General features: G+C 39.0%; 20 protein-coding genes. 14 read left to right on the top strand and 6 right to left on the bottom strand.

Features of this window, described 5'->3' with window-relative positions:
* Window positions 1-649 precede the first annotated feature (649 nt).
* Together L6E24_RS04450 and L6E24_RS04455 are read left to right on the top strand one after the other, a co-directional pair.
* Window positions 650-1,024, top strand: a complete 375-nt coding sequence (locus tag L6E24_RS04450; RefSeq protein ID WP_257743517.1) for a hypothetical protein — start codon at window positions 650-652, stop codon at window positions 1,022-1,024.
* A gap of 100 nt (window positions 1,025-1,124) precedes the next feature.
* On the top strand, window positions 1,125-2,915 hold the full coding sequence (locus tag L6E24_RS04455) for a restriction endonuclease subunit S (RefSeq protein ID WP_257743518.1): 1,791 nt from the start codon (window positions 1,125-1,127) through the stop codon (window positions 2,913-2,915).
* A gap of 14 nt (window positions 2,916-2,929) precedes the next feature.
* Here the strand turns inward: L6E24_RS04455 and L6E24_RS04460 are convergent, their stop codons facing one another.
* A complete protein-coding gene (locus L6E24_RS04460; protein WP_257743519.1) occupies window positions 2,930-3,088 on the bottom strand; it encodes a hypothetical protein in 159 nt (52 codons plus the stop codon).
* Window positions 3,089-3,440: 352 nt separating this feature from the next.
* Here L6E24_RS04460 and L6E24_RS04465 point away from each other — a divergent pair, with 352 nt between their 5' ends.
* The 6 genes from L6E24_RS04465 (at window position 3,441) to L6E24_RS04490 (ending at window position 7,425) form a co-directional block, all read left to right on the top strand.
* The gene (locus tag L6E24_RS04465) at window positions 3,441-4,331 is read left to right on the top strand and encodes a Fic family protein (RefSeq protein ID WP_257743520.1); all 891 of its coding nucleotides are present in this window, start codon (window positions 3,441-3,443) and stop codon (window positions 4,329-4,331) included.
* 323 nt (window positions 4,332-4,654) lie between these two features.
* Window positions 4,655-4,885 (top strand): type II toxin-antitoxin system HicB family antitoxin, encoded by a 231-nt coding sequence (locus tag L6E24_RS04470; protein ID WP_257743521.1) that lies wholly within the window; start codon window positions 4,655-4,657, stop codon window positions 4,883-4,885.
* Between the two features lie 55 nt (window positions 4,886-4,940).
* Window positions 4,941-5,162 carry a type II toxin-antitoxin system HicA family toxin gene (locus L6E24_RS04475; protein ID WP_257743522.1) on the top strand — a complete coding sequence of 74 codons (222 nt, stop codon included), beginning with the start codon at window positions 4,941-4,943 and terminating at the stop codon, window positions 5,160-5,162.
* Between the two features lie 464 nt (window positions 5,163-5,626).
* Window positions 5,627-5,848 (top strand): hypothetical protein, encoded by a 222-nt coding sequence (locus L6E24_RS04480; protein ID WP_257743523.1) that lies wholly within the window; start codon window positions 5,627-5,629, stop codon window positions 5,846-5,848.
* Between the two features lie 11 nt (window positions 5,849-5,859).
* Entirely contained in the window at window positions 5,860-6,468 is a 609-nt protein-coding gene (locus L6E24_RS04485; protein ID WP_257743524.1) for a hypothetical protein, read from the top strand.
* Between the two features lie 69 nt (window positions 6,469-6,537).
* Window positions 6,538-7,425 (top strand): Fic family protein, encoded by an 888-nt coding sequence (locus L6E24_RS04490; RefSeq protein ID WP_257743525.1) that lies wholly within the window; start codon window positions 6,538-6,540, stop codon window positions 7,423-7,425.
* A 118-nt stretch (window positions 7,426-7,543) separates the two neighbouring features.
* Here the strand turns inward: L6E24_RS04490 and L6E24_RS04495 are convergent, their stop codons facing one another.
* The gene (locus L6E24_RS04495) at window positions 7,544-7,822 is read right to left on the bottom strand and encodes a type II toxin-antitoxin system HicA family toxin (protein ID WP_257743526.1); all 279 of its coding nucleotides are present in this window, start codon (window positions 7,820-7,822) and stop codon (window positions 7,544-7,546) included.
* A complete protein-coding gene (locus L6E24_RS04500; protein ID WP_257743527.1) occupies window positions 7,822-8,889 on the bottom strand; it encodes a hypothetical protein in 1,068 nt (355 codons plus the stop codon). The genes L6E24_RS04495 and L6E24_RS04500 overlap by 1 nt, the downstream gene beginning before the upstream one ends.
* A gap of 275 nt (window positions 8,890-9,164) precedes the next feature.
* Between L6E24_RS04500 and L6E24_RS04505 the strand changes: the two genes are divergently transcribed.
* The 4 genes from L6E24_RS04505 to L6E24_RS04515 all read left to right on the top strand — a co-directional run bounded on the left by L6E24_RS04505 (window position 9,165) and on the right by L6E24_RS04515 (window position 11,753).
* Window positions 9,165-9,395: a type II toxin-antitoxin system HicB family antitoxin gene (locus L6E24_RS04505; RefSeq protein WP_257743528.1), complete on the top strand. Its 231-nt coding sequence runs from the start codon at window positions 9,165-9,167 to the stop codon at window positions 9,393-9,395.
* 127 nt (window positions 9,396-9,522) lie between these two features.
* Window positions 9,523-9,624, top strand: a complete 102-nt coding sequence (locus L6E24_RS14760) for a type II toxin-antitoxin system HicA family toxin (RefSeq protein WP_373021258.1) — start codon at window positions 9,523-9,525, stop codon at window positions 9,622-9,624.
* Window positions 9,625-10,022: 398 nt separating this feature from the next.
* Window positions 10,023-11,270, top strand: coding sequence for a GTPase HflX (hflX, locus tag L6E24_RS04510; RefSeq protein WP_257743529.1), 1,248 nt, complete (start codon window positions 10,023-10,025; stop codon window positions 11,268-11,270).
* Between the two features lie 330 nt (window positions 11,271-11,600).
* Window positions 11,601-11,753: a hypothetical protein gene (locus tag L6E24_RS04515; protein ID WP_257743530.1), complete on the top strand. Its 153-nt coding sequence runs from the start codon at window positions 11,601-11,603 to the stop codon at window positions 11,751-11,753.
* 12 nt (window positions 11,754-11,765) lie between these two features.
* Here L6E24_RS04515 and L6E24_RS04520 read toward each other — a convergent pair whose 3' ends face one another.
* The 3 genes from L6E24_RS04520 to L6E24_RS04530 all read right to left on the bottom strand — a co-directional run bounded on the left by L6E24_RS04520 (window position 11,766) and on the right by L6E24_RS04530 (window position 16,146).
* Complete coding sequence (locus L6E24_RS04520) at window positions 11,766-13,115, bottom strand: ATP-binding protein (protein WP_257743531.1); 1,350 nt, start codon at window positions 13,113-13,115, stop codon at window positions 11,766-11,768.
* A 224-nt stretch (window positions 13,116-13,339) separates the two neighbouring features.
* On the bottom strand, window positions 13,340-14,785 hold the full coding sequence (locus L6E24_RS04525) for a C45 family autoproteolytic acyltransferase/hydrolase (protein ID WP_257743532.1): 1,446 nt from the start codon (window positions 14,783-14,785) through the stop codon (window positions 13,340-13,342).
* 536 nt (window positions 14,786-15,321) lie between these two features.
* Complete coding sequence (locus L6E24_RS04530; protein ID WP_257743533.1) at window positions 15,322-16,146, bottom strand: DUF2202 domain-containing protein; 825 nt, start codon at window positions 16,144-16,146, stop codon at window positions 15,322-15,324.
* Between the two features lie 237 nt (window positions 16,147-16,383).
* Between L6E24_RS04530 and L6E24_RS04535 the strand changes: the two genes are divergently transcribed.
* The gene (locus L6E24_RS04535; protein ID WP_257743534.1) at window positions 16,384-17,292 is read left to right on the top strand and encodes a metal ABC transporter solute-binding protein, Zn/Mn family; all 909 of its coding nucleotides are present in this window, start codon (window positions 16,384-16,386) and stop codon (window positions 17,290-17,292) included.
* 3 nt (window positions 17,293-17,295) lie between these two features.
* Window positions 17,296-18,111 (top strand): metal ABC transporter ATP-binding protein, encoded by an 816-nt coding sequence (locus L6E24_RS04540; RefSeq protein WP_257743535.1) that lies wholly within the window; start codon window positions 17,296-17,298, stop codon window positions 18,109-18,111.
* The last annotated feature ends 40 nt before the right edge of the window (window positions 18,112-18,151 follow it).

The raw sequence follows: 18,151 nt of genomic DNA on the forward strand, positions 1-18,151 counted from the left end.
ACCACAGATTGACCGTATTCAGTATTTTCTTTGGATAAAGCCGGAATTATTTTAAGCCCGGTAGAAATAAATTTCCCGGAAAAAACCACAGATTAACTGTATTCAATATTTTCTTCGGATAAAACTGAAATATTTTTAAGCACGGTAGAAATAAATTTCCCGGAAAAAACCACAGATTAACTGTATTCAATATTTTCTTTGGATAAAGCAGAAATATTTTTAAGCACGTTAGAAATAAATTTCCGGAAAAGAACCACAGATTAACCGTATTCAGTATTTTCTTTGGATAAAGCTGAAATATTTTTAAGCACGGTAGAAATAAATTTCAGGAAAAGAACCACAGATTGACCGTATTCAATATTTTCTTTGGATAAAGCTGAAATATTTTTAAGCACGGTAGAAATAAATTTCAGGAAAAGAACCACAGATTAACCGTATTCAATATTTTCTTTGGATAAAGCTGAAATATTTTTAATCACGGTAGGAATAAATTTCAGGAAAAGAACCACAGATTGACCGTATTCAATATTTTCTTTGGATAAAGCCGGAATAATTTGAAGCCCGTTAGAAATAAACGAACAAAACCCCAATCCATTTTTCCGGTTGAAAAACTAATTATATCCCTACAAATAACATATTATTACCAGATATGAATCATGAGGGTTTGGGTAATAGTTCGGGGAATAGTTCAGGTGAAAATATAGTCAAAAACGATTTTCAGCCGGACAAAGATTTTTCCGGACATGACAATGAGATAAATTCCGGTGAAGAAGAAATCATTGTATCATTCATAAGGGAATGGAGCGGGCATTTCAGAAAAGAAGAACTCATAAAAGAACTCCGTGAAAATACTCGGGAAAAATTTCCGGAAGAGATCACATCCAGTAATTACAACCGGATAATCCAGAAACTACTCAAAACCAATATGATAGCAGTCGATTCCAAAGGTTACATTGGCTGGATCTTCAGCAGGGAATTATACACAAAATATGCCACAAAACCTGAACTTAGACTCAGACAATAACCATAACAAACCAACCAAACCAGATCAAAGAACATTCAGGCCACCAAACAACTCAAAATAGAAAAAATACAGCATCTCAGCCGGAAAAACCATGCAGAATATGAAATCAAAGACAGATCAAATGGATAAAACAGACAACGGGGATAGTGAGGATAGCAAAACAATGTCATCAGACATCCTGACAGAGAACTTCGATACAATAACAAAAGCAAACGGCGGCATAAAAAAACTCCGTGAACTAATCCTTCAGCTTGCAGTGCAGGGTAAACTTGTCCCCCAAAACCCCGGTGACGAACCGGCATCCATCCTCCTCGAAAAAATCAAAGAAGAAAAGCAGAACCTCATAAAGACCGGCCAGATTAAGAAGCAAAAACCCCTACCCCCCATAGAAGAAAACGAAGTGCCATATGAGTTGCCGGAAGGATGGATCTGGACAAGGTTAGAAACGATTCTATCTGAAGCACAAACAGGTTTTGCATGTGGTAAGAGAGATCCTGAGGGTATTATTCAATTAAGGATGAATAATGTAAATACTAAAGGTAGTTTCAATTGGAATAAGATTATAAGGGTTCCTAAAGATTATAACAATAAAATTGGTTTTTATCTTTTAAGAGAGGGAGATATTTTATTCAATAATACAAACAGCATAGATTTAGTCGGGAAAAGTGCAAGATTTGATTATTTTGAGCAACCCATTGTATTTAGCAACCATTTCACAAGATTAAGAGTAATTGAAGATACGCCAAATTCATCATTCATAACTATCTGGCTTAATAATTTGTGGAGTGCCAATGTTTTTAAGAATTTATGTAATAAGTGGGTTAATCAAAGCGCAATTAACAGAGATAAACTTAAAAACTTAACATTCCCACTCCCACCACTCGCAGAACAGCACCGCATAGTTGAACGAGTAGATGCACTCATGAAACTCTGCGATGATCTTGAATCCCGGCAGGAGAGCGAATCAGAGAACAGAAGGCTTCTTCTGCTCTCTGTCCTTAAAAACCTCGAAGATGCCGGAAGCGAAGAGGAGAAGCAGGAGGCATGGGAGATACTCTCCGGCAGGTTTGACGATCTGATAAACTCCGCTGAGGATGTAAAGGAACTCAGAAAGACAGTCCTGCAGCTTGCAGTGCAGGGCCGCCTTGTGCCGCAGAACCCGGAAGACGAACCGGCATCCGTCCTCCTCGAAAAAATCAAAGAAGAAAAGCAGAACCTCATACGAACAGGCAAAATCAAGAAGCAAAAACCCCTCCCCCCCATAGACGAAGAAGAAGTGCCGTATGAGTTGCCGGAAGGATGGACCTGGACGAGACTAAATGAAATCGTTTCTAAAATTGGTTCAGGAAACACTCCAAGAGGAGGAAAATCCGTGTACCAAAATTCAGGAATACCATTTATCAGATCACAGAATATCTGGAACGAAGGTCTCAAACTGGACAATGTAGCTTACATCCCAGAAGAAATTCACAGTAACATGGCAGGGACCTTTATTAAACCAAGAGATATACTCCTAAATATCACAGGTGCCTCTATTGGAAGAAGTTGTTTAATTAGGGATACTTTCAAAGAGGGGAATGTTAGCCAGCATGTATCAATTATTAGATCTTTAAATGAGAATACACGAGAATATCTACACTTAACAATAATTTCTCCATACTTCCAAAACGAGATCATGACCAAGCAGGTTGGCATTTCAAGAGAAGGTTTGAGTAAAAGGATATTAGAATCATTTGCAATCCCACTCCCACCACTCGCAGAACAGCACAGAATAGTCGAGAGGGTGGATGCACTTATGAAACTCTGCGATGAACTGGAGAAGAGGGTTGTGGCACGGGAGGAGGCGGCAGAGAGGCTTTTGTCGTCAGTATGTGCCGGGATTTGCGGATGAAAACTCTTGAAGAATTATAATTTAAAATGCTTTTTAAAGTCCGAAACAGGTTTGAATTTACCCTTTCTCAGCTCATCAATTTTTTTTAAATACTCTTCCCGGACTATAAATTCTTCTTCTGTGTCAAATTTCTCTGTCGGTTCAGACATCTTATATTCATCCATAACAATCAATTGGTTATTCTCCGGAATAGTCAGCAATACATTTACTTAAACAGAAACAGGATCTTTTCAGTTTCTAAAGATGATCATAAGACACAAATACTTATTGATTGATGAAATTATTCTTAGGTGTGTGAGACATATACTAAAATATCAGGGGAATTTATTTACGACATCAAATTCATAAGCGTGAAAAGTCAGGAGAAATTACCCAATCTTCACGATATTAAACCCATAAGCGTGAAAAGTCAGAAGAAATCCCCTAATTTTCACGATATTAAATTTATAAGCGTGAAAAATTAATTACATTTAACTAAGCGAAGAACAAATAACAAAATAATAAAATGAAAAAAGGAGTTTTGTCATGGCAAAAAAACCGGCTGTAATCAAAAATATTCCGGAACTAAGAAGGCGGTTCTATAAATCAGCAAGACATAAAGAATCCCTGCTTGCCCTCATAGCCGAAGCCGAGGTCACAGAACAGGTTTACAACTCCAATGCCATTGAGAACAGCACTCTCACATTTGAAGAAACTGACAAAATACTCCTTGAGATAGATCCCGGCAGATACATTTTGGTCAGGGAGCATTTCGAGGCAGTAAATCTTGCAGAAGTTATCAGATATATCAATGAAAACGCCAAAAAGGAAGAACTCACCCCGGAAATCGTCCTGAAACTTCATGAAATGCTTCTGTCAGACATCCGTGATGACATTAAGGGAAGATTCCGTAAAACCGGGGAATGGGTGCGTGTCGGAGGTCATATCGGACTTGACCCGGACCAGATAATGACTGCCATAGAAGAGATGTTTGCACACTATTACGCAACATCTGAAGAAAATATCATCAGAAGAATAGCCAAACTTCACCTAACCTTTGAATACATCCATCCCTTCATTGACGGAAACGGGCGTATCGGAAGAGTAATAATCAATTACCTCCTGATTCGCGAGGGATATGTTCCAATAACCATTACATTCACTGACAGAAGTCTCTACTATGACGCATTTGAAGAGTTTGAAAGTTCAGGAAAAACTTCAGTGATGGAAGCAATAATCGGAAAGGCACTCACAAACAGCTACCATAAACGGCTCACATATCTTGAAGGAATGGAGATTGTAAGCCTTCGGGAATACAGCCGGAGATTTAACATATCCCACTCAAACCTAATCAACAAGGCAAACAGGCAGACAATTCCGGCATTCCTCGAAAAAGGCAGGTGGAAGATCGGAATTCCGGCTGAAAAACAGAAATAAAAATAAAAATGAAAACAGAAATGAAAATAAAAATTTCACCACTTATATTTGATCATTTCCCCTGCCAGTATCTTATCCTGATGATGAAGTACTGCCATTTGAGTATTTCATATCCGGAGAACCTGTTCACCTGACTCCCACAACCCGCCGAATAATAAAGAATAATCAAAAGGGCGGATGCAATTATTTGACACATAATGAATGCCCGAACCGCCCCTTCTTGTAACCAAAATCTTATGGAATAACCCCCCCCTTTATTTGATTTTGGTTTTTTGCATCACAAATGCTTATATCACATTGAATTCAATTATCATCTGATTAGAATGTCCGGCAACCAGAAAAAAACCCTTAGATTTACTGTAATTATAGAAAGGGATGAAGATGGCATATATATAGCGGAAGTACCGCAGCTAAAGGGATGCCATACTCAGGCTAAAGATCTAAACACTCTCATTGACCGAATCAGAGAAGCTGTGGAACTTTGTATTGATGAGGATGATGCAATCAGTCCACTGGAATTTATTGGGCTTCAGCAAATCGAAATAACAGTATGAAATAAACCATCATCTCAGAATATCTTCCCAATTATTTTATTGGGAATTTTTAGATATGAAGCTGTCTCCAAAATCTCCGGAAAAAGTCTGCAGGGCAATTGAGAGGCTTGGATTTATAAATATAAGAATAAAAGGAAGTCATTATTTTTTCAGGCATCCGGATGGAAGAACAACTGTTGTACCTTACCATAAAGGAGAAGATATCTCTGTTGGTCTCATTGCAAAAATAATCAAAGACTGTGAAGTTTCAAAAGAAGAATTCTATGAGTTGTTATGATGATTAGACTCTTCACCGGTTTTCTGAGTAGGCACTCTATGAAAAATCAGTGATGGACAGATTACTCTTCCGGATCATTTACCTTTTCAGATGAATATTCTGGAATGGCCTGATTTGTGCTTTTGTATAACTGAAGAATTTCAAAGTGCCCTTAAAAATAATTAATTTTATTTAATTTTGCGATAACACCGGATTGTCGGGAGGGTAGATGCACTTATGAAACTCTGCGATGAACTGGAGGAGAGAGTTGTGGCACGGGAAGAGTCGGCGGAGAGGCTTTTGTCGTCAGTATGTGCCGGAATTTGCGGATGAAAATCAGCTATACAAAAGTTACTCTAAAATTTAATATAACAGTTAGATCATATAATATCATATACTACAATAAATGAGAACTCAAAAACTAAAATTTAACTGAAAATATAATTAAAAAATACAAAAACTGAAACATAAACAGGTAATTAAAAATGAGTAAAACTCTCTATTTTGAAAGAAAATATAAACAAAACATAGATAATTTTAATTTAACTACAGAAATAGACTCTGTTATTGAAAAAAAGACAGGAAAAAAGTTAAAATTAATTAAAAAAAGCAGCCCTGTTCTCAGCAGAGGAGGATGTATATTTAAAATAAAAGATTATAACCTCGAAAACAGGATTGAAAAAGCAATTAACCGATATTCTGAATAATCTCTTTTTTTATGAATAATTTCAATGAATTATACAATGATAAATTTTTACCTGCATACAGTGATCTTGTCGGCTACATAGCCAACAAACCTGAAGCAATTATCGAACAATTTGAGCGGGTATTTACTCATTTAATGGTCTATCATACAAATTCAGATGAATCTACCAGGAATGAAAATCTAAAAAAGGCCCACGACCATTTAATCAGAATAACACTTGACTGCAGAAAATTATTATGGGTAGAGCTGGACGAGATTGTCAAAACAATAATTGAAAGCCCCGAAAAGAGAAAACTCAGCCTTAATATAAATGAATCTGAATTGTTTGTAATGTACAGTGAATACATCAAAACTGCTCAGAATGCAAGACATATGGAAATCAGTTCAATAGGAATCGATCCGCTAAAGTGCATTGAAGAATATGAGAAAACCATAAAAATTGGATTTAAAATTATTGAAAGTCAGGATCCTTCTAAACTACACTATGTCAATGAACTTGTCGATAAAATAACTATAATTGAATGGATCAAAGCAAACATAATTCCCATATTTGTAGGTGGAGTAATAGGTGGGATTATTGCAGGATTAATTACTCAGTTCATATTGAATATTCTTAATTAAAATCATATTCTCGAAGAAGTACACATATGAGAACATTTTAGATAGCAACAATTCATTTTTAAAGCAGATATGGCAAAAAAACCGGCTGTAATCAAAAATATTCCGGAACTAAGAAGGCGGTTCTATAAATCAGCAAGACATAAAGAATCTTTACTCGACCTCATAGCTGAAGCCGAAGTTGCAGAACAGGTTTACAACTCCAATGCCATTGAGAACAGCACTCTCACATTTGAAGAAACTGACAAAATACTCCTTGAGATAGATCCCGGCAGATACATTTCAGTCCGGGAGCATTTCGAGGCAGTAAACCTTGCAGAAGTTATCAGATATATCAACCAAAATGCCGGAAATGAAGAGTTAAACCCCGAAATCGTCCTGAAACTTCATGAAATGCTTCTGTCAGACATCCGTGATGACATTAAGGGAAGATTCCGTAAAACCGGGGAATGGGTGCGTGTCGGAGGTCATATCGGACTTGACCCGGACCAGATAATGACTGCCATAGAAGAGATGTTTGCACACTATTACGCAGCATCTGAAGAAAATATCATCAGAAGAATAGCCAAACTTCACTTAACCTTTGAATACATCCACCCATTCATTGACGGAAACGGACGTATCGGAAGAGTAATTATCAATTACCTCCTGATTCGCGAAGGATATGTTCCAATAACCATCACATTCACTGACAGAAGCCTCTACTATGACGCATTTGAGGAGTTTGAAAAATCCGGAAAGACTTCAGTAATGGAAGCAATAATCGGAAGGGCTCTTACAAACAGCTTCCATAAACGGCTTGCATATCTAAAAGGAATGGAGATTGTAAGCCTTCGGGAATACAGCCGGAGATTTAACATATCCCACTCAAACCTAATCAACAAAGCACACAGGCAGACAATTCCGGCATTTTTGGAAAAAGGAAAGTGGAAGATCGGAATTCCGGCACCGGTTCATTGATAGCACAACCCAATAATAATCTTTCATCAAAATTTGTTAGGCCCGAGCACATAAGCAATATTGCCGATTAGAAATTTTAATTTGCAATACAATGTGTATCAACATATAAATGGTAAAATTATAATATTCCTTTTTCAGAATATATTTTAATTAAATCATTTTGCTGTAAATGGCAGTCAACAACATTTTCAAACTGTGATTTCGTCAGGGAAACCTGTTTTGCCATCTGACCAATCAACTGATCACTGATCTCTTTATTTCCATGGCTTACTTTCGTATGAACTGGAGTTTTTTTACCGTCATGATAAAAAATCAGTACTCTATGATCTGTATTTACCTTTTCAAAACCTTTTTTCAGAAGAGCTCTCTGTATTTTGGAATTCTTTCGGGATGTCATTAAGAAACCTCACCAAATAACTTCAGGAGCTGCTCTCTTAGTTGAATGGCGCTTTCGGTCAAATTTGAAACATCTTCATTAACATACTCTTTATACAGAACTATCAATTCTTCACTGATTTCTTCTATTCCTTCCTTTAAGTTTGGTACAATGGCCAGGAGTTTGAATTCTTCATTTGATATTATGTAGCTTTCACTCTCATCTTCATATTCAACAAGAATTTTAAGTGGATGGGTTAGTTTATTGATATTTCCTTCCCCAAAATCAACTTCAGAAATTAATAATGAATCAGTGGGTTGTAAAGCTGTTTTATCAGTAATTTCAATTGTATACTTATTCTTTTCCTGTTCAATCATTCCGGATATTGTAACAAGTTTTGTTAAATTATGAAAAATTACATCCTGCAGGTCCTGTTCATAATTACAATTTACTTCTCCATCAGGAGTATCAATGATGCACCTGCGTTTTCTATCAACCCTGATATCAATTAACCTGCCAGTTACTTTTCCCTGATATTTCTCTGGTTTCTTCTTTATTGCCTGTTGGATAATTGGTTTTCTCACAGGATCTAACTTTATTCTGTATTCATTGAATCCAACATCAAGTGTAAATTCAGATTTTTCATCAGGCCAGATGGTATCAAGTGCCTGAAGACATTTATGAACCCGGAATTCATCAGGCAATATATCAAAAATATTTGATGCTATTTCATCCTGACCTGACGAAATTTTAATGATTTCCTCTGTCATTTTCAAAGCACGTTTGCCTATTGTGCCCTTTTCCGGAAAATCAGGAAATGGTAGTGATGTTTGAGAGTCAGAAAGGCCAATTATTGCTTCAAAACTTCCATAATTTAAATTATTTACAACCAGATCACATCGTTTTTTAACGGAATTGGGAAAATTACCACCAGTACGATATTTATTTCCCTCAAGATAATCACCTGAAATATACATGATGGTCTGGAGTGTGTTCAGATAATCAGCAATAATAGATATTGAAACAGCAGACCCTGATTTACTTTTTGAAGCTATTTTAACTTTTATTTTATCAGTATCTTCTTTCATGATTATTATCCGGTGTAGCCGCAGCGTTCTTTACTTCACAATATAGAAATATCTGTGATTTATTACTTTTTTTATTGGTATATATTACCACCCACTTTATAATCAATATTTACTTAGCTACCACTCCCATCCTTCATTTGATCAGATAATACCTTCACAGGCTCCCGCCACCTATTACAACCTGAACCATATTAAATAACTTCACCCATTTTACTTCCAGGGTTTTACACTACTAATGATAATATCGCATTGAATTCAATTATCATCTGATTGGAATGTCCGGCGACCAGAAGAAAACCCATAGATTTACTGTAATTATAGAAAGGGATGAAGATGGCATATATATAGCGGAAGTACCGCAGCTAAGGGGATGCCATACTCAGGCTAAAGATCTAAACACTCTCATTGACCGAATCAGAGAAGCTGTAAAACTTTGTATTGATGAGGATGATGCAATCAGTCCACTGGAATTTATCGGGCTTCAGCAAATCGAAATAACAGTATGAAATAAACCATCATCTCAGAATATCTTCCCAAATATTTTTTTGGGAATTTTCAGTCATGAAACTATCACCAAAATCTCCGTAAAAAGTCTGCAGGGCCATTGAAAGGCTTGGATTTATAAATATAAGAATAAAAGGAAGTCATTATTTTATCAGGCATCCGGATGGAAAAACAACTGCTGTACCTTACCATAAAGGAGAAGATATCCCGTTGGTCTCATTGTATAAATAATCAAAAACTGTGAAGTTTCAAAAGAAGTATTCTATGAGTTGTTATGATAATTGGGCCCTTCACCGGTTTTCTGAGTATTACGACAATATAATTACAAGAAGGATTTATAATATTGTAATGTGAAGATCCCACAACACCACCATACAGCAAATATATACCAAACCACATAATGAAACAACAAATATATACCACAACCACATAATGAAACAAAAAATATATACCACAACCACACAATGAATCAACAAATATATATCACAACCATATAATGAAACAACAATGTTGTTGAATAGAGGATTTGCCAAACCACAAAATAGAGAATATATAAAATTACTAAAATTGAGGAATTAAATGACATTCGATACAGAATTCGTACAAATGATCAGGTTCATGGATGTAATATGAAAAGAATTATTGTTGCCCAGCGAAATGATCCAAATGCTGACACCGCTGCAAATTCCCGGAAACTGGCAGAGCTTAAGGAATTAGCACATGCTGCCGGCTATATGGTCGTGGGCACATTTGTGCAGTCAAAAAAGCCTGACAGGAATTACCAGATAGGCCGTGGTAAGGTGGATGAACTTGCGGAGTTTGTGGAATCTTTAGATGCTGAAAAAGTAATTTTTAACAACCAGCTGTCAGTGACGCAGATCTATAACATATCTGAGACATGCAAATGCGAAGTAATGGACAGATTACAGCTCATCCTGGAGATATTTGCTGCAAGAGCCACTACAAAGCGTGCAAAACTACAGGTAGAGATTGCAAAACTGCGATATGAGCTTCCTAAAGTAAAGTCTATCGTTTCCATGCAGAAGAAGGATGAAAAACAGGGATTTATGGGTCTTGGAAGTTACGAAAATTCCCATGAGCAGGACATCAGGAAAAGGATCACAAGGATCAGGGCCGAACTTCAGCAGGGAAGCGGGAGCGAGTCACAACGCATTTTCAGGCATGAAAGGGGATTTTCCCTTGTAGCTCTGGCAGGTTATACGAATGCGGGGAAAAGCACTCTTTTCCAGTCACTTGTAAAGGAAGAGACAATAGTTAAGGACATGCTCTTTACGACACTATCTCCTACAACACGTTCTCTCACAGTAAACAGCAGAAAAATGCTGCTGACAGATACTGTGGGATTTATCGAGGACCTCCCGCACTGGATGGTGGATGCTTTCAGGTCAACACTTGACGAAATATTCCTGGCTGATGTCATTCTTCTTGTGGTGGATATAAGTGATCCAATGGATATTATAAGACAAAAACTTGCTGTCAGCCATGATATCTTCAGGGAAAGAACAGAGGGTGCTGTAATAGTTACTGCTCTTAACAAGGCCGATCTTCTCCCTGATGAAGAACTGCAGGAAAAAGTGGAAGTTATCAGTTCCCTTACTCCTGCCCCGGTCATGATATCTGCAAAATCAGGAGAAGGTCTTAACGAACTTAAACAGCGATTATATGAGAAACTTCCGGAATGGGAACACTGCAAAATATCCATCCCGGTTTCCGAAGAGAGTATATCCATGGTGTCATGGCTTTATGATGAAAGCGTTGTGCACACAATCGAGTATGGCGACTCCATTCTCATGGAAATAGAAGCAAGAGATGAGATAATTCAGAAAATAAAGCCTTTCGCCGTGTTTTCTGAATGATATTAACATCCGGAAAATATCTGTGTGCACAGTTACGAAAAGTCGATATATAGATCATTTATGCAATTGAAAAGGAATATCTCCGTACATTCCCCTTCGCTTCATACTATTATCCCCATATTTTCTTTTTTTGATCAATTATGCAAAGCATTCTTCAGAAAGATTATAGCCGAACAGCACAGAATTGCTAAAATATATGACTTACTTCCGGCCCTGCAAAAACCGTTCTTTACCACTGACATACCCAATATAAATAATTGTTCTTTAGTAAAGAACGATCATATAACCTGAAGTTCAACAGCAGATTGAGACACAGACAAAGAACAGCTATTGGATGTAATCTTACAGCAGCAGGAATTATATAAAGAAGTTTCCGGGGATGTTACTGAACGTGAGATTAATTCCGAAAAATACATGCAGGGAAAAGAGATAATCATAATTCCGGTCTGGAAATACATGCTCTACCCCGAATTATATCCATAAAACACAGAAACATCAGACAGACCCGGAGGAGTCCGGACTGAGCAGCCACTTCCATAGCGGAACCATCCGGATACCACCATCCAACTCACCTTCAGTATCCTTTGTGAGAAGCAGCAGATCTACAGCACCAGTAAAACCGGAACTCTTACCAATCTGACATTTCTCTGAGAACTCCCCTGAAAATTCAATAAGTCCGGCAGTCTCCCGTTCTTTAATATCATCAGTATAGGTAACATTAATCGCCTGAAGGCTACCGTCCCTCTTTTTTATGACAAAATCAGCCTCTTTTCCTGTTCCCGTTTTCTTCCAGTAGTATGGAGAAAAACCACGCCTCATAAGCTCAACAAATACAAGGTTCTCAGCAAGCCTGCCAACATCCTTTGAAAAAGCAAAAGATACGGAATTTCTAAGACCATTGTCTATGCAATAGATCTTCTTCTGGTTCCTCTCCTGCGTCTTCAACGAATAGCTGAAATAACGGACCTCAAAGAGTATCTTTGCCATCTCAGCAAAATGTATGTATTCACGTATAGTCCCGCCATCGACCTGCAGAACATCCGACAGATTCCTGTACGAATAAACGGATGTAAAATTAGAGAAAAAATAGACCAGAAGCAAACTTAAGGCCTTCTGATTCCTGACATTCTGAATCCGGACAATATCCCGGTAAACAATACTGTCATAATACACCCTCAGATAATCATTTCTTATCTCTTCATCATCCTGCAAAACAACCTGAGGAAAACCTCCGGATTTAAGATAATCAGACAGATGGTTTATTATCTTATACTTATCTCCCGCAAGAGCCACAGGATCTTTGGAATAATCAAACCCTTTAAACATCAGATATTCTGAAAAATCAAGAGGATACACAGAAACCGGCAGATACCTCCCGCTCAGCAGAGCAGACAGTCCTGAATCCATAAGATATGAAGAAGAACCTGAGATAATTATCTTAAACAGCTTCCGGTCATAATAAGACTTAATCCACCTCTCCCACCCATCAATACTCTGTACCTCATCAAGAATCAGCCAGACATCATCCCCGGCATACACATCCTTCCTGTAAGTATCAATCACAGTTTCAAGTGGATTTTCAAATTCTGAAAGAAGAGGATCATCACAGTTTACAAAGAGAATTTTCTCAGGTGAAACTCCGCGTTTTAAGACCAGTTCGTCAACAGTCTGAAAGAGAATAGTCGTCTTCCCCGAACGACGCACTCCGTTTAAAACGAGAATTTCGCCAGTATCAAGGTATTTTCTGATCTTTTGGAAATATTTTTCACGTATAATTCCGGTTTTGAGCATCTCCCCTCTCCACCAGGGATTAAATGAAACCAGAAGATCAAGACATTTAGGCATCAGAATTTACTATGATTATAATCATACATAATACCTCTTTTACATAGATTATAACGCCATCAAAAACAGAAATTTACTAAGATTATAAACGGAACAAAAAACAGAAAAATCCTGAAAACATTACCAATCCAAAAACAGATTTTACGACCTTAGACCATCAAAAAAAGATTTAAAGCCCGGAAAAAGGTTTTATAAATGTCTGAAAAACCTCAGGGCACAAAACCTCAGACCATCTCTCCGGCCTCAAAAACATTCCATGATCGTGTCGGGAATGAATCGAGATAACCGTCAAGATATCCAAACTGGGGATGCTCTTCCAAATAACTCTTAGCATCAAATGCAATTCCGGACGGGGCACCCCACCGTGCATTGAAACTCATATTCAGAGCCATAGCTGAATTTACAGTCTTGCCGTCATACGAACCGGACGGCTTATAGGGCTGCCGGTTGTAAACCGGATTTGGGTCAAGCTCATAGTGGCCCTCAACCGTTCGTGATGACGGAATTTCCTCACAAAGCCAGACATCATAATGATCAGATAAAACAGCCTTCGCATTCTCCGGGTTTATCCTGCCCTTATACTCCTCCATAAGCTGAGGCAGCCGCACCATCCTTGAAGCAACACTGCCCCTTACATCTGTAGGATCAAGACCTGAACACTCAAAATTCCTGATCCTTGCATCCTCTACGGAATTTGCCCCGACAAAACAGCCATCCTTCGTCTTTGAGACATTAAAGAACTTCAGACCCTGCTCAAACCTCATAATCTCACCGGTATTCGCATCACCGACAAGCCAGGTATTTGCAAACCCGCCGCTCCGGTTGGTATTCATAATAGTGACAAAAGAATCAGGGTCATCAGCATACTGCGAAGCCTTCCTTAGCCTCATAAACGAAGGTGTCCTGTTCTCCTCATATTTGTTAAAACCGGAGATCGTAGTCTCTGTAATCATAAGCCCGGCATCAGTAATCAGAAAATCAGTCGAACTGTCAATCAGGCCCGGAGCACTCTGCATAAGAATGCGGTGGCCTGAATCAGGCTTCACATCAGCGATGATATGGAAAAACCTTGCACGCTCATACGGTGTCCAGGTGGTATGCGCCACAACCGCACCGCCGTCTTCCGTATAATTCCCAGTGGCAGCAAAGGCACTGCACGCCTCCATATCATAATCCATCTCACTGTAATATCCGGATTTGACAATCGGCCACCAGTACCCCACAGTCTCCTTGTAGGAGTTCCAGCCTAATATGTCCTGAAATGTAACATCGGCACCGGCAGCATCTGCACCATCGGCAATACCCTGCATCTCAAGAATATACTCCTCATCAATATTTGGCACATACATCCGGACGGAATTCTCCGCAAAGAAATCAAAATCCATCCCCGTATTATAATACGTCAGATACCTGATGCTCTCCATAATCTCCAAAATTTCGGGTGCCATCAGGTACCCGTGCTGATAACCCCTCTCATACGGTGAGCCCTCAATGTGAAGATATGTCCACCCGTCCTTCTCAAACCTGTATCCCATACCATCCGGGGATTTTTCAGCAGCCGAATCATCAGCTGCAAAAGCGGCACCCGCCTGAATGGCAAAGAGAAACAAAACTGCCAGAATAAAAGGCACAATACATACCCTGACCATAAAACCGGAATATTTACTCATATTTTTACCAGATATATAAATTATAAACAAAGCATATAAAACAGTTTCCGGAAATATTCACATAACAAAATATCTGACAGATGAAAGAATATAACGGTATAAACCGGACATATAACTTAAAATATACAGACCAGAATAAGAATTAAACCCCATTTTATGCCCAATTCACAACACCCACATAACGGCCCGTATTTCCTCTTTCCCTGCATCAACCATAGCAGACATCCTCCGGGTACAGACCACCGGTACAGACCCCTCATAGACCAGAAATCCGGGCATTAAAAACAATTTAAACCAGGATTAGCCCTTCGATTCCAGACATCAAAAACAGAGATCAAATAACAGTCAAAACAAAAAATTAAGCCCAATATGCCGTTTAAAAAAAGGAAGTCTCTGATAAATATCCGGAGACATCAGAGACACATACACAGACATAAATAATGAAGTCTGAATAATTATCCCGGAAAAAATCCACGATAACACAACAGACTGTAACACCGGAGATACTAAAAAAATTGCAGAAGAATATAAACCCCCTACAGAGTCCTCTGCCCTCTGTCAATATCCCCCTGCATAATCAGATCATATTCATCCTCTGATAGTTCCTGCGGTAAATAAGAGATACCATTCCTCTCAAGATTGCTGACAAAAGACCGAAGATGATTTTCTGAACCACGTCTCAGGTTCTCATAGATAAGAATAATATCCTGCTTATCTGTCCCGGCAATCGCATCATCGAGATCAATGATGTCAATCTCCTCAATAAGAGCACCGTTCTTTAAAGCATCAGTCTCAGATACCGAGCCGGACGTTACCAGACCATCATAGAGTGCCTGAAGTTCAGGGTTTTCAAACACTCCCCTCACCTCACCCTCAACAGGATTTACAAGACTATACCTCTCAATAAGAACAACCATACTGTCCATATGAGTCTCTTCTGCCGAGGCAATATTTGAAAAGACCGGCTGACCCCATTTATCATAATAATACAGATAGGCGTCACGTGCAAGCTTCTCCTCTTCAGCCATAAAGAGAATATCAGCAGCTTCAGCCTCAGTCAGATTTCCAACGGGATAAGCATCAGTACTCTGTTTAAAACCTGACGGATTAAAAGCTGTCACATATTCAGAATCATTAAATCCACCCTGACCACCGGCATATCCCGAACCATTCTGAATATGCTGACCGCCGTCAAATCCTCCGCCAGAATCATTCTGGCTGTTCATCCTCTGCCCGCCACCGCTTCCGTCCTGTTTATTCAGACCCTGACCGGTTCCCGGACTGTTATCAAGACAGCCCGAAACCATAACCATACAGGCAGCCACAATCAGAAGAGCCGCCAGAAATCCTGTTATACGCATAATAATCAAATCCTTTGTAACCTGTTCAGTCCGAAAATACGACCCGAAAGATTATATTCTTTTTTACGAAATACGACATAAAACCCAAAAAATTTCGCCCATAAAACATTATATCCAAATTAAAAACGAAAAATTATCAGAAACCAAAGAAATTTCAGAGGGACCTATATGAGAACCAAAAAAATAATATTAAATCCTGAAATATCCACCCGAAATAAAAAAGGGAGTATCCACAAATTGAAACCAGAATATAAAATAATTATACCGGCACTAATCCTCACAGTGCTCATAATCACCGCAGGATGCACAGAAAACCCAAAGAAAACAAAACCGGAAGGTGAAAATTCCGGCATGGAAGATAACAGCATACTACTCTTTGTAACCATACCACCACAAAAAGAGATGGCAGAGGCCGTCGGCGGAGATTACGTAACAGTAAAAACACTTGTTCCGCCCGGTGCAGACCCGCATTCATACGAACCCTCCCCCGGAACACTTCAGGAGATGTCAGTTGCGGATGCCTGTGCAATCGTTGGATCAGGCCTTGAAACTGAGAAAAACTGGCTTGACAAGATAACCGGACTTAACCCGGACCTAAAGATAATCAACTGTTCTTCCGGAGTGAAATTCATAAGATCAGATGAAGACGCTGACAATAAAGAAGGCTATACAGACCCACACATCTGGCTCTCGGTCTCAAACGGAAAAATAATGACAGAAAACATAAAAGAGGGCCTCATTGAGATAAAACCGGAACTCAGAGCAGAATTTGAGTCACAGACTCAGGATTACCTCAGCCGCCTTGACACCTTAAACTCTGAAATAGCAGATAAACTGAAAGAGAGAAGGGGCGAATACATACTCGTCTATCATCCTGCATGGAGATATTTTGCAGAAGAATACGGCCTTAACACCATAGCAATTGAAAAAGACGGAAAAGAGCCGACACCGGCCGGAATAAAATCAGTGATAGACCAGGCAGAAGAATACAACATAAATACAGTTCTCATATCACCACAGTTTAACAGAAAAAGTGCCGAAGTCATCGCAGAAGAGACAGGCAGCAGGGTTATGACAGTGGACCCGTTAAAGGAAGACTACATTGAAAACCTGAGAAATACAGCCGAAGTATTTTCAGAGGCATAACAGATGAAAGAACCGGCAATTGAGATAAATAACCTCACAGTTATGGGCGGAGGGCATCCCCTCCTTGACAGTATAAACCTCACTATAAACAGAGGTGAATTCCACGCAGTAATCGGGCCAAACGGCGGTGGGAAAACAACACTGTTAAAGGTCATACTCGGCCTGATAAAGCCAGACTCAGGCTCTGTAAAAGTATTCGGCAAAACTCCGGAGGAGAACCGCAGCCTTATCGGCTATGTCCCGCAGTTTCGGACATTTGAATTCGGATACCCCATATCTGTCATGGAGATGGTCCTCTCCGGAAGAATGGGCCATATAAAAGGAATCAGAAAAACCTACAGGGAAGAGGACATAAAAATTGCAAGAGAATCCATCGAAATTCTCGGCATTGAAGACCTCGCAGAGAGAAATCTCTCAGAACTTTCCGGCGGGGAACAGCAGAGGACAATAATCGCAAGGGCACTTGCAGGAAAACCTGAAATGCTGCTTTTGGACGAACCGACAGTCTATGTTGACACCCCAACAAACAGAATGTTCTTTAAAATGCTTGAAGAACTCCACGACATGATGACAATCCTCCTTGTAACACACGACATAGGAGTTATCTCATCCAATATTGACTATGTCGGATGCCTCAACAGAAAACTCTACACCCATCATACAAACCAGATCTCCCAGGACATGCTGGACTCTGCATACAAATGTCCGGTTGAACTCATAGCACACGGCATTCCGCACAGGGTATTTGAAGAGCATGATGAACGGGACAACTACACCGGCAGTAAAAATTCCGGTTCAGACCTGAAAAAAGAGAGATAATTATGAGAAAAACTGAATCATTCAGAAATAGGTGAAATTC

Origin of the sequence: Methanoplanus endosymbiosus, assembly GCF_024662215.1 — an archaeon.
GTDB lineage: Archaea > Halobacteriota > Methanomicrobia > Methanomicrobiales > Methanomicrobiaceae > Methanoplanus > Methanoplanus endosymbiosus.

What these genes read in the sequence shown, in the direction of transcription:
- L6E24_RS04455 (WP_257743518.1), top strand. Translation starts at nt 1,125, where the DNA reads ATGAAATCAAAGACAGATCAAATGGATAAAACAGACAACGGGGATAGT.
- L6E24_RS04520 (WP_257743531.1), bottom strand. Translation starts at nt 13,115, where the DNA reads ATGCCTAAATGTCTTGATCTTCTGGTTTCATTTAATCCCTGGTGGAGA.
- L6E24_RS04525 (WP_257743532.1), bottom strand. Translation starts at nt 14,785, where the DNA reads ATGAGTAAATATTCCGGTTTTATGGTCAGGGTATGTATTGTGCCTTTT.
- L6E24_RS04470 (WP_257743521.1), top strand. Translation starts at nt 4,655, where the DNA reads ATGTCCGGCAACCAGAAAAAAACCCTTAGATTTACTGTAATTATAGAA.
- L6E24_RS04450 (WP_257743517.1), top strand. Translation starts at nt 650, where the DNA reads ATGAATCATGAGGGTTTGGGTAATAGTTCGGGGAATAGTTCAGGTGAA.
- L6E24_RS04480 (WP_257743523.1), top strand. Translation starts at nt 5,627, where the DNA reads ATGAGTAAAACTCTCTATTTTGAAAGAAAATATAAACAAAACATAGAT.
- hflX (WP_257743529.1), top strand. Translation starts at nt 10,023, where the DNA reads ATGAAAAGAATTATTGTTGCCCAGCGAAATGATCCAAATGCTGACACC.
- L6E24_RS04505 (WP_257743528.1), top strand. Translation starts at nt 9,165, where the DNA reads ATGTCCGGCGACCAGAAGAAAACCCATAGATTTACTGTAATTATAGAA.
- L6E24_RS04485 (WP_257743524.1), top strand. Translation starts at nt 5,860, where the DNA reads ATGAATAATTTCAATGAATTATACAATGATAAATTTTTACCTGCATAC.
- L6E24_RS04540 (WP_257743535.1), top strand. Translation starts at nt 17,296, where the DNA reads ATGAAAGAACCGGCAATTGAGATAAATAACCTCACAGTTATGGGCGGA.
- L6E24_RS04530 (WP_257743533.1), bottom strand. Translation starts at nt 16,146, where the DNA reads ATGCGTATAACAGGATTTCTGGCGGCTCTTCTGATTGTGGCTGCCTGT.
- L6E24_RS04500 (WP_257743527.1), bottom strand. Translation starts at nt 8,889, where the DNA reads ATGAAAGAAGATACTGATAAAATAAAAGTTAAAATAGCTTCAAAAAGT.
- L6E24_RS04495 (WP_257743526.1), bottom strand. Translation starts at nt 7,822, where the DNA reads ATGACATCCCGAAAGAATTCCAAAATACAGAGAGCTCTTCTGAAAAAA.
- L6E24_RS04475 (WP_257743522.1), top strand. Translation starts at nt 4,941, where the DNA reads ATGAAGCTGTCTCCAAAATCTCCGGAAAAAGTCTGCAGGGCAATTGAG.
- L6E24_RS04490 (WP_257743525.1), top strand. Translation starts at nt 6,538, where the DNA reads ATGGCAAAAAAACCGGCTGTAATCAAAAATATTCCGGAACTAAGAAGG.
- L6E24_RS04465 (WP_257743520.1), top strand. Translation starts at nt 3,441, where the DNA reads ATGGCAAAAAAACCGGCTGTAATCAAAAATATTCCGGAACTAAGAAGG.